The organism is Sphingomonas sp. (genome assembly GCF_050725575.1).
In the GTDB taxonomy this organism is placed as follows: Bacteria; Pseudomonadota; Alphaproteobacteria; order Sphingomonadales; family Sphingomonadaceae; genus Sphingomonas.
Map to the genome: position 1 here is coordinate 24,789 of NZ_JBOHHW010000056.1, position 10,017 is coordinate 34,805.

Here is a 10,017-nt window from a genome sequence, read left to right on the forward strand (position 1 = left end):
ACGCCGCGCGCATCAATGCCACCGAAGGCAGCTTGGGCGGCGGCAAGTTTTGGTTTTCGCGCCGAAATCCTCCGCGGGCCGGTGCCCCGTCAATCAGGCGCGCTCGGCTTCCAGGAAATCGGTGATCCGGTCCGGGTTGGGCTGAATGCCGTTGATCTGCAGCAGCGCCCCGATATTGCCGCGATGCCCGGCACCATGCGACGCGACATGCAGGATCATTTCGCCGCGCGTCATCCGTGCCGGCGCCCCGTTCGAGAAGCTGAAATCGATCACCTCATCGACCATGTCCGGCGTGAGGCGATCGGTATAATCGACATACCAGGCGCCGATCGACCTGGCCTTGTCGACCAGTGTCTCGAACGACGGCAGCACCGCCGAGCGCGGCACGGCATAATCGTGACCCCGCCCTTCGAGATTATGGCTGAAAATCTCGTCGACCGTCTGGATATGATCGAGCACGCGCAGGATCAGGATCTGATGCGGCTCGTCGAAGCGATCCATGTTGTCCGCAAGGACCGCGTTCAGGCCATCGGTCGACCAGCGCTTGTAGCGCATCAATGTGCGATAGGGGCAGGTGAGCATCTCTATGCCTTTCAGTCCGGGGGAAATTTGTCGTTCTCGGTGCGGATGGACATAATGCGAGCTATCGCTCATAATTGTCTACTCGCATGCCGATGGAGCACTGGACTTGGCCCGCAAGCCGCTCGTAAACCCCCGGAAAACCGCCTCTCAGGAGCGATCGCGCGCGACCGTCGATGCGCTGATCGAGGCGACGGCTCGCATTCTGGTCCGCGACGGATTCGACAAGGCGAGCACCAACCGCATCGCCGAGGAAGCCGGCGTCAGCATCGGCTCGCTCTACCAATATTATCCGAGCAAGGAGGCGCTCGTCGCCGCCGTCATCGAACGCCACAACCAGCAAACGATGCGCGTCGTGCGCGGCGCACTGGCGGAACTGGCGACGCTACCGGTCGAGCAGGCGGTGCACAGCCTGGTCGCGATCGCGATCGAGGCGCACCGCATCGACCCCAGGCTGCACCGCGTCATCGCCGAGCAGATCCCGCGCGTGGGACAGCTGGAAAATGTCGAGACCTTCAGCCGCGACAATTATGCGCTGTTCCGCACCTATCTCGAAGCACACCGCGATGAACTGCGCATCGTCGATCCCGAGCTCGCCGCCTTTGTCTGCGTCACCTCGATCGAGGCGCTGACGCATATGGCGGTGCTGCACCGCCCCGACATCGCCTCCGATGACGCCGTCGCGACGCTGGTCGATGAGGCTACGCGGCTGATCGTTCGATATCTGCGGGAGTGAGATGGACCGTAAACGACCCGCCTTACCGGACCTGCTGCCGGAGTCAGATGACTCTACGTTCGCATATGGCGGGCAGCGAGAGAGGTTTCAGCAAGTCCCGTTCGAGTCAGGACGGCCCGAAGTGAAAGATGGAACCGATAGTGTTCTCGTTCGGGGAGGTCGACTTGTTGGTTTCCCGCCATTGCGAGGTCATGACCTGCGGCGTCGTCCAGGGTTTGCGTTTCGCATCGGGAGACGGTGCAGCGGAAATCTGTTCGACTGGTACGTGTTCTGGCATGCTTCAAGGCCCCCCTGCATTGGGCCTTCCTAGCCCCCTCGATACACATCCTCAAGAGTCGGCCCAGGTGTTGCCCCATAGGCTGTCACGCTCGAGACCGGTCTGTCCGCAAGCAGCCAAAATCGCCATCTTCAGATGGCCGGTTAGGGAAAGAATGGCACCGTATCGCGACAGATAGCCCCCCTGCCATCCCCGCGAAAGCGGGGATGGCAGGCGATGGCGCACCCCAACCTCTTCACGCAATCCCCCAACGCGCCCGCACCACCCGGTCAAGCACCGCCAGCGGCATCGCCCCCTGCAACAGCACCGCATGAAACTCCTTCAGGTCGAAACCCGGGCGCGCCTTCGCCGCATCGCGCAGCCGTTCCCACGCGGTATGCCCGATCTTGTAGCTGCACGCCTGACCCGGCCAGACCGTGTAGCGATCAATCTCGCCCTGGCTCCGCCCCCGCGCGATGCCGGTGGTCGCGATCAGATGATCGGTCGCCTGTTCGCGGCTCCAGCGCTTGGCATGCATGCCGCTGTCGACCACCAGCCGCGTCGCGCGGAACAGCAGCGATTGGAGATAGCCGACCTGCCCCAGCGGATCGCCTTCATACATGCCCATCTCGTCGGCGAGCTGCTCCGAATAAAGCGCCCAGCCTTCCGAATAGCCGCTGAAGAAGCCGCGTCTGCGGATCAGGGGGATATCGTCGCTTTCCAGCGCCAGCGTGACCTGCAGATGATGGCCCGGCACCGCTTCGTGATGCGTCAGCGTCGCCAGGCCGAATTTGGGCCGGTCGAACGTGTCGCGCAGATTGATGTAATAGATCGCCGGCCGCGAGCCATCGAGCGAGGCATTCTCGTAATAGCCGCCCGGCGCGCCGGCCTGAATCGTCGGCGGCACGCGGCGCACCTCGACCGGTGCCTTGGGGAAGCTCGCAAACACTTCGGGCAAGCGCGCCTGCATGGCGATAATCTGCCGGTTGAGCTGCGCGAGCAGCGCGTCGCGCCCGGGATCGGTGTTGGGGTAAAGCTGATCGGGCCGCTCGTTCAACGCCACCAGCCTTTGCCCGACCGTGCCCTGCGTCATCCCCTGCGTCTTCAAGATGCCGTCGATCCGCGCACTGATCTCCGCGACCTGCGCCAGGCCGAGGCGGTGGATCTCGTCACCGCTCATCGGCACGGTGGTCGCCGCTTCGGCGGCCGCCGCATAATAGGCATCGCCATCGGGCAGCCGCCAGCATCCGGCGTCATGCACTGCCTTGGCGCGCAACTCGGTGACCAATGCGCGCTGACGTTCAAGTGCCGGAAACACCTTGTCGTGCACGATCGCTGTCGCGCGGGCGACGCGATCGGCCGGCAGGTTCGCAGTCTTCAGCTTGGCCGCAAAGGTCGCGACCATCACGGTCTGCTCGGCCGGGCGCTCCATCGCGCTGCCGAGCTGTTTCAGGGTCGTGTCGAGGATATAGTCCGGCGCGAAGATGTTGCGGCTTGCGTCGGTGCGCTGGCGATCGGTGCTGTCGTCGATGCTCTTCGGAAACGCCTCGAGCCGCGCAAGATAGGCGTCCGCCTCCGCCGCATCGCGCACCCGCGCCTGCGATTCGAGAAAGTCGGGGATATCGCGGTACGGCCCGGTGAGCTGGCTCAGCACATAAGGCGCGAAGCGGCCAAGACCGCTGCCATAAGGGAATTTCTCCGCACCGGCGATCGCCCGGGTCAGCTGATAGGTCACGATCTCGTGATCGAGCTTCGCTGCCGGTGACAGGCCATTGGTATCGAACGCGCCGAGCTCGGCAAGCTCCGCCTTGGCTCGTTTCAGCTCGCGTGCCTGACCAGTGGCGGATTCGTCACCCAGCTTCGCTTTCAGCGCGGCGCGGGCGCCAGAATCCAGTCCCAGCCGCGTTGCCTGTTCGGGCGATTCATTGAGTCGCCCATAGAAAAAGCGATCGAGCATCGCGCGCAACGCCGCGTCACCCTTCGCCCGCGCCGCCATGGCCCGCGCCGGGAGCCCTGCCGCAACCGTGGCGGCGGCAGCGCCGGCGATAAATTGACGACGCTGCATGTGATGCCTCCGTGACGATTGACCCGATCGACCATTTGAATGGTTCGCCGGCATTATGGAGATGTCTGCCGATGCGGCCACCCCAAAAGCGCCGGGACCCGACCTTTCCGGTACCACTGACCGATCCGGTTGCCGGCTGGTCGCGATGAGATTTTCGGGTTCGCGAGCAAGCGCATCGCCACCGTCACCCTCTCAAGAATCGATTTACGATCGTTATCAATCACTCTACAATATAATCATGGATGAGACTCGGGAAATCGCAGCAGCCCTTCGGCATATCGGTCGCGGCTTCGACATGCTCGCGCGCGCAATCGAAGCAAGACCGGTTGACGATTCTACCGCCCGCCACCTCGCCGCGCTGGGCGAATGGGCCGATCGCGGCCTGACCCGGGTTCAGGCCAGCGCGCTGCTGCGCAAACATGGTTTTGCACCGCAACTGGCCGGAGCCTGGTCGCGCGGCGGCTGGATCAGAGTCGCGGATGACGGGCTGCGATATTTGACCGCGCGCTCGCACGACTGGGTCGCGGAACAGGCGGGGCGCGAATGACCGAACCATTCCGCACCAGCCTGACCGTGCGCATGTTCGAGATCGATGCTCAGGGGCATCTGACCGGGTCGGCTTATCTCGATTATGCCAACCAGGCGCTGTGGGAATGCCTGCGCGCCGCGGGCATCGATATCGATGCGATGATCAGGCCGGGGGTCGGGCCGGGGATCGGACCGGTCAATCTTGAGACGAATATCAGGTTCCTGGCCGAGTTGCGGGCGGGCGATGAAGTCTCGATCAGCTGCACGCTGCACTTCTCCGCCGGCAAGACCTTCACCGCATCATATGAGTTCCGGACGCGCGCCGGCGTTCTCGCGGCTGAGGTCAAGACCGTCATGGCCCTGCTCGACCTGTCGGCACGGCAACTGGTTGCGGAACCGGCGGCGCATTGGCGCGCGATCGCGCCACGCCCGGAGATGCTCGGGCTGCGCGCCGCGGAATCGGCCGCGCTCGGCTAGCGGCCAATCCATATCGAACAACCGGGTGTCCATAGTGTCCCCTGCCCCGCCCCCGGGCGGCGATTCAACCGTCACGCGGGATCGGGCATGCCTCCCCTTGCCGGACTTGTACCGGCACGCTCTTTGACATGACTGGAAATGTTGAACGATTCTGCGCTGGCTGTTTCGATCGGAACAGCCAGCGTCGTTCGCTGTTCGCTGGCTGATACCTGGCTGTTAGCTGGCTGTTAGCTGGCTGTTAGCTGGCTGTTAGCTGGCTGTTATCCGGTAACAGCCAGCTCTTATCCAAGTCTTTGAGAATAGGCCATAAACCCTCTCTCAAAGTCCAACATAACAGCCAGCAAAAATGTTTTCTGCGAAATAACAGCCAGGAACAGCCAGCACATCCGCGCTATGAAGACTCACCATTGCCGTAAAACAGTTCGCCGATGCGGATTTCCGCGCGCCCGCTGGCAACGCGGTGCGCATTGCTGTCGCGGAGCGAATAGATGCAGCCGCAATATTCCTGCTGATAGAATTGCTCGCGCTTGGAAATCTCGATCATCCGCGACGCACCGCCGCCCTTGCGCCAGTTGAAGGTCCAATAGGCCAGGTCGGGATACCGGGCCGCCGCGCGTTCCCCGCTTTCATTGATTTGCGCCATGTCCTTCCAGCGCGAAATGCCGAGCGACGAGGTGATCACCGGAAAGCCATGCTCATGTGCATGAAGCGCAGTGCGTTCGAAGCGCATGTCGAAACACATGGTGCAGCGCAGTCCGCGCTCGGGCTCCCATTCCATGCCTTTGGCGCGTTTGAACCAGTTCACCGCGTCGTAATCGGCATCGACGAACGGCACGCCATGCTGTTCGGCAAAGCGGATATTCTCGTCCTTGCGGAGGAGATATTCCTCCTTCGGGTGGATGTTCGGATTGTAGAAGAAGATCGTGTAATCGATGCCGCTTGCCGTCATCGCTTCCATCACTTCGCCCGAACAGGGCGCGCAGCAACTGTGCAGCAGGACTTTTTTCTGTCCGTCGGGCGGGGTGAGAATGGGGCGGTCGATATCGGTCATGGCTCAGCCTTGCGGCATCGCTTCGGGGACAATGGTCTTTACGATCGAGGCATCGAGCGCTTCATACTCATGCAGGCCGATCACGTCGTAAAGCTCGGCCCGAGTCTGCATCTCGTCGACCATCTTGTGTGCCCCGCCATCGCGGGCGATCGCCGCATAAAGCTTGCCTTGCGCCTTGTTGGCGACGCGTAGCGAGGATACCGGCCAGATCACCATGCGATAGCCCATCTCCGCAAACTCGGCCGCAGTGAAGAAGGGCGTCTTGCCGAACTCGGTCATGTTGGCGAGCAGCTTCACGCCCGGTATTGCACTAGCGAAGGCGGTAAACATCTCGCGCGTGTTGAGCGCCTCAGGGAAGATCGCGTCCGCCCCCGCCTCGACATAGAGTTTCGCGCGCGCCACCGCGGCGTCGAAGCCCTCGACCCCCGCCGCATCGGTACGCGCGACGATCACCAGGTCGCGGCTGGCCCTTTTCGCCGCCGCAACCTTCGCCGCGACATCATGCGGCTCGGCCAGTTTCTTGCCGTTGAGGTGCCCACATTTCTTGGGCAGGATCTGGTCCTCGAGATGTACTGCACCGGCGCCCGCTTCCTCGAAAGTGCGGACCATGTGCATCACGTTGAGCACTTCGCCATAGCCGGTGTCGCCATCGACGAGCAGCGGCAGGGCGGCGGAGCGGGCGATCTGGCGGATGAAGAAGGCGACCTCATCGACGGTGATGATGCCGAGGTCGGGCAAGCCCATGCTTGCGGTCATCGCTGCGCCCGACAGATACAGCGCCTCGAATCCGGCGGCTTTCGCCTGCAGCGCGGCATGGCCATTATGCGCGCCGGGCAGCTGGAGGATCTCCGGCCGCTCGAGCAGGGCGCGGAACCGCTTCCCGGCCGATTCCTGCGGCAGTTCGTCTGCAATCAGATAGGGCATGCGTCTTCCTCTATGCCGTCACGCTCTCGCCGCGCGCCGCGAGCGGCACGAAAGCGAGATTTTCCGGGCCGGTATAATGGGCCGAAGGACGGATGATCTTGTTGTCGATGCGCTGCTCGACGACATGCGCCGCCCAGCCGGAGGTGCGTGCGATCACGAACAAGGGCGTGAACATCGCGGTCGGCACGCCCATCAGATGATAGGAGACTGCGCTGAACCAGTCGAGATTGGGGAACATCGACTTGGCGTCCATCATCACCTGCTCGATCCGCTCGGCAATGGCATATTGGCGGACGGATCCCGCTTCGTCGGCCAATGCCTTCGCCACACGCTTGATCACGACATTGCGCGGGTCGGACACGGTATAGACCGGATGTCCGAAGCCGATCACCACTTCCTTCGCCTCGACGCGGCGGCGGATATCGGCCTCCGCCTCATCGGGCGTCGCATAGCGTTTCTGGATTTCGAACGCGACTTCGTTGGCGCCGCCATGTTTGGGGCCACGCAGCGCGCCGATCGCGCCGGCGATGCAGGAGTAGATGTCCGACCCGGTCCCGGCGATCACCCGCGCGGCAAAGGTCGATGCGTTGAACTCATGCTCGGCATAAAGGATCAGCGAGGTGTGCATTGCCCGCACGAAACTGTCGGACGGCGCCTTGCCGTGCAGCAGATGCAGGAAATGTCCGCCAATGCTGTCGTCATCGGTCTCGACCTCGATCCGCCGGCCATGCTGGGCATAGTGATACCAATAGAGCAGCATCGACCCGAGCGAGGCCATCAGCCGGTCGGCGATGTCACGCGTGTCGGGCAGGTTATGGTCATGCGTCTCCGGCAGCACGCAGCCCAGCGCGGACACGCCGGAGCGCATCACATCCATCGGATGCGCCGCCGCAGGGATTGCCTCCAGCGCTTCCTTGACCGATCGCGGCAGGCCGCGCAGCGCGCGCAGCTTGGCCTTGTACGCGGCGAGCTGCGATGCGGTCGGCAAGGTGCCATGGACCAGGAGATGAGCGACCTCCTCGAACTCGCTGGTCTCGGCCAGATCCAATATGTCGTAGCCGCGATAGTGAAGATCGTTGCCGGTCTTCCCGACGGTGCATAAGGCAGTGTTACCGGCGGTAACGCCGGACAGCGCCACCGATTTCTTCGGCTTGAACGTCTCTCCCATGATCATGGTCCTCAAAAGATGCCGGGGGGTGCATCGGGGCCGAGCCGGTCGGCATCGACGGTGAAGTTCAGGCCGGCGACGCCCGCCGCATCGAGCGTCGGCAGCTGCTCGACCACCGCGAGGAACCGCTCCTGCTCGGCGGTCGCGACGATCCCGTCCGCCAAAGCGCGGAACTTCTCGATATAATTGGGCCGGGCGAAGGGCCGCGCGCCGGCCGGGTGGGCATCGGCGACGCCAAGTTCATCGATGACCGACTGGCCGTTCTTCAGCTTGACGATCACCTTGCCGCCAAACGCCTTTTGCGGCCCCTTGGCATGGTAACGCGCGGTCCAGGCCGGATCTTCCTCAGTGGTGATCTTGTGCCACAATTCGACCGTGTCGGGGCGCTGCGCGCGTTCGGGCGCATAGCTCTTCTCATGGTGCCAGCCGCCATCCTGCAGCGCGACCGCGAAGATATACATGATCGAGTGGTCAAGCGTTTCGCGGCTCGCCTTGGGATCCATTTTCTGCGGATCCTCGGCGCCGGTGCCGATCACATAATGGGTGTGATGGCTGGTCTTGATCAGGATGCTGGCGATCTGGCTCAGGTCGCCGATCTTCGGCCCCATGCGCTTGGCGAGATCGATCAGCGCCTGGCTCTGATATTCTGCGGAATATTCCTTGGTATAGGTGTCGAGGATCGCACGCTTCGGCTCGCCCGCGATCGGCAGCGGCACCTGATAGACATGTGCCGGGCCGGACAGCAGCCAGGCGATAAAGCCATCCTCGCCCTCATAGGCCGGCGACGGCGCACCTTCGCCGCGCATCGCCCGGTCGACCGCCTCGATCGCCAGCTTGCCCGCAAATGCCGGGGCATAGGCCTTCCAGGTCGAGATCTCGCCCTTGCGCGACTGGCGCGTGGTGGTGGTGGTGTGCAGCGCCTGCTGGATCGCCTGATAGGTGATCTTGGTCGACAGGCCGAGCAGCGCGCCGATCCCGCCCGCAGCGCTTGGCCCCAGATGCGCGATATGATCGATCTTGTGCTCGTGCAGGCAAATGCCCTTCACCAGATCGACCTGGATCTCGTAGCCGGCGGCCAGCCCGCGCACCAGCGCTGCACCGTCGAGCCCCTTGGCCTGCGCCACCGCGAGGATCGGCGGAATATTGTCGCCGGGGTGGCTATAGTCCGCGGCAAGAAACGTGTCGTGAAAGTCGAGCTCGCGCACCGCGACGCCATTGGCCCAGGCCGCCCATTCGGGGCTGACCTGCACAGCGCCGTCGAGCCCGAACAGCAGCGCGCCGCTCGTCTTGCGATGGCCAAGCGCCTGTGCCCGCGCCGAGCGGATCGGGCGGCGGCCGATCGAGGCGGCGGCCACCGCGGCATTGTCGATGATGCGGTTGCCGATCATCTCGACCACGTCGGGCTCCACCGCCACCGGATCCGTCGCGACTGCAGCCAGTTTCCAGGCGAGCTGGTCCTCGCGCGCCAGGGGCTCGGCGGACTTGTAGGTACGGACGTCGTGCAGCTTCATGGAGTCAGGCTTTCTGTGGTGAACGGGGTTGGGGATCGATCGGCACCGGCCCGCCGCCGGCATCGACCGCGACCATTTCGAACTGGCCGCGCATCGCCGGGCGGCGCTCGCCAGTGGTCAGCGTCTCGACGATGACGGCGACATCGACGGTCATCGAGGTGCGACCAACCCGGATGACCTGCGCCGCCAGCTCGACCAGCTGGCCGACCGCGACCGGTGTGTGGAATTCGACCTTGTCCGACGCCGCCATCACCACCGCGCAGCGCGCATGGCGGCTCGCAGCGACGAACGCGGCCTTGCCCATCAGGCTCAGCGCGGTGCCGCCGAACAGGGTACCGTAATGATTGGCCTGTTCGGGAAAGATCATTTCCACGAAGCGCGTGTCGCCCGGCGGGGCGTTGATCAGCGGATCGTGCTTCGGTGCAGTGTGCATCGTCATTTCCCGAACGCGCCGCTTGCCGGCACGTTGGGTTTGCAATATTCACATAAATAGAGTCGCGGGAATGACTGAAATAGTGTGACTATGTGGACAAAAACATGCGGATTTGCAAAGTTTGTAAAGTAGCAGCGCAATGAGCAAGGCCTTTATGGGCGTACGGCTGCGGCGGCTGCGCGAGGAACGCAAGCTGACTCAGGCGGCGCTTGCCCAGACGCTCGATATCTCGACCAGTTATCTGAGCCAACTCGAACAAAATCAGCGTCCGCTCACCGTGCCGGTGCTG

Annotated in this window: 11 protein-coding genes; 4 read left to right on the plus strand and 7 right to left on the minus strand. The window is 63.5% G+C overall.

Annotated features, from left to right (window positions below; all coding sequences use genetic code 11):
- Positions 1 to 93: 93 nt before the first annotated feature.
- On the minus strand, positions 94 to 582 hold the full coding sequence (locus ACRECS_RS23900; protein ID WP_431585470.1) for a DinB family protein: 489 nt from the start codon (positions 580 to 582) through the stop codon (positions 94 to 96).
- Between the two features lie 106 nt (positions 583 to 688).
- Here ACRECS_RS23900 and ACRECS_RS23905 point away from each other — a divergent pair, with 106 nt between their 5' ends.
- Complete coding sequence (locus ACRECS_RS23905; protein WP_431585471.1) at positions 689 to 1,315, plus strand: TetR/AcrR family transcriptional regulator; 627 nt, start codon at positions 689 to 691, stop codon at positions 1,313 to 1,315.
- A gap of 512 nt (positions 1,316 to 1,827) precedes the next feature.
- Here the strand turns inward: ACRECS_RS23905 and ACRECS_RS23910 are convergent.
- Positions 1,828 to 3,636 (minus strand): DUF885 domain-containing protein, encoded by a 1,809-nt coding sequence (locus tag ACRECS_RS23910; RefSeq protein WP_431585472.1) that lies wholly within the window; start codon positions 3,634 to 3,636, stop codon positions 1,828 to 1,830.
- A 238-nt stretch (positions 3,637 to 3,874) separates the two neighbouring features.
- Here ACRECS_RS23910 and ACRECS_RS23915 point away from each other — a divergent pair, with 238 nt between their 5' ends.
- Both ACRECS_RS23915 and ACRECS_RS23920 read left to right on the plus strand, forming a co-directional pair.
- Positions 3,875 to 4,183, plus strand: a complete 309-nt coding sequence (locus ACRECS_RS23915) for a hypothetical protein (RefSeq protein ID WP_431585473.1) — start codon at positions 3,875 to 3,877, stop codon at positions 4,181 to 4,183.
- The gene (locus ACRECS_RS23920) at positions 4,180 to 4,641 is read left to right on the plus strand and encodes an acyl-CoA thioesterase (RefSeq protein ID WP_431585474.1); all 462 of its coding nucleotides are present in this window, start codon (positions 4,180 to 4,182) and stop codon (positions 4,639 to 4,641) included. Before ACRECS_RS23915 ends, ACRECS_RS23920 begins: the two co-directional genes overlap by 4 nt.
- 391 nt (positions 4,642 to 5,032) lie before the next feature.
- On the opposite strand, the gene ACRECS_RS23925 is transcribed toward ACRECS_RS23920, so the two are convergent.
- From ACRECS_RS23925 to ACRECS_RS23945, 5 genes are read right to left on the minus strand one after another with little or no spacing between them, the layout of a single operon-like run.
- A complete protein-coding gene (locus ACRECS_RS23925; RefSeq protein WP_431585475.1) occupies positions 5,033 to 5,692 on the minus strand; it encodes an epoxyqueuosine reductase QueH in 660 nt (219 codons plus the stop codon).
- A 3-nt stretch (positions 5,693 to 5,695) separates the two neighbouring features.
- Complete coding sequence (prpB, locus tag ACRECS_RS23930) at positions 5,696 to 6,616, minus strand: methylisocitrate lyase (RefSeq protein WP_431585476.1); 921 nt, start codon at positions 6,614 to 6,616, stop codon at positions 5,696 to 5,698.
- A gap of 10 nt (positions 6,617 to 6,626) precedes the next feature.
- Positions 6,627 to 7,784 (minus strand): bifunctional 2-methylcitrate synthase/citrate synthase, encoded by a 1,158-nt coding sequence (prpC, locus tag ACRECS_RS23935; RefSeq protein ID WP_431585477.1) that lies wholly within the window; start codon positions 7,782 to 7,784, stop codon positions 6,627 to 6,629.
- An 11-nt stretch (positions 7,785 to 7,795) separates the two neighbouring features.
- Positions 7,796 to 9,295, minus strand: coding sequence for an MmgE/PrpD family protein (locus tag ACRECS_RS23940; RefSeq protein ID WP_431585478.1), 1,500 nt, complete (start codon positions 9,293 to 9,295; stop codon positions 7,796 to 7,798).
- A gap of 4 nt (positions 9,296 to 9,299) precedes the next feature.
- On the minus strand, positions 9,300 to 9,728 hold the full coding sequence (locus ACRECS_RS23945) for an acyl-CoA thioesterase (protein WP_431585479.1): 429 nt from the start codon (positions 9,726 to 9,728) through the stop codon (positions 9,300 to 9,302).
- A 154-nt stretch (positions 9,729 to 9,882) separates the two neighbouring features.
- Here ACRECS_RS23945 and ACRECS_RS23950 point away from each other — a divergent pair.
- Positions 9,883 to 10,017: helix-turn-helix domain-containing protein (locus tag ACRECS_RS23950; RefSeq protein WP_431585480.1), on the plus strand; the 135-nt coding region annotated here is incomplete at its 3' end.

Excerpts from the sequence above, each read along its gene's own strand:
- ACRECS_RS23900 (WP_431585470.1), bottom strand. The coding sequence starts at position 582 with ATGCTCACCTGCCCCTATCGCACATTGATGCGCTACAAGCGCTGGTCG.
- ACRECS_RS23910 (WP_431585472.1), bottom strand. The coding sequence starts at position 3,636 with ATGCAGCGTCGTCAATTTATCGCCGGCGCTGCCGCCGCCACGGTTGCG.
- ACRECS_RS23915 (WP_431585473.1), top strand. The coding sequence starts at position 3,875 with ATGGATGAGACTCGGGAAATCGCAGCAGCCCTTCGGCATATCGGTCGC.
- ACRECS_RS23920 (WP_431585474.1), top strand. The coding sequence starts at position 4,180 with ATGACCGAACCATTCCGCACCAGCCTGACCGTGCGCATGTTCGAGATC.
- ACRECS_RS23925 (WP_431585475.1), bottom strand. The coding sequence starts at position 5,692 with ATGACCGATATCGACCGCCCCATTCTCACCCCGCCCGACGGACAGAAA.
- prpB (WP_431585476.1), bottom strand. The coding sequence starts at position 6,616 with ATGCCCTATCTGATTGCAGACGAACTGCCGCAGGAATCGGCCGGGAAG.
- prpC (WP_431585477.1), bottom strand. The coding sequence starts at position 7,784 with ATGGGAGAGACGTTCAAGCCGAAGAAATCGGTGGCGCTGTCCGGCGTT.
- ACRECS_RS23940 (WP_431585478.1), bottom strand. The coding sequence starts at position 9,295 with ATGAAGCTGCACGACGTCCGTACCTACAAGTCCGCCGAGCCCCTGGCG.
- ACRECS_RS23945 (WP_431585479.1), bottom strand. The coding sequence starts at position 9,728 with ATGCACACTGCACCGAAGCACGATCCGCTGATCAACGCCCCGCCGGGC.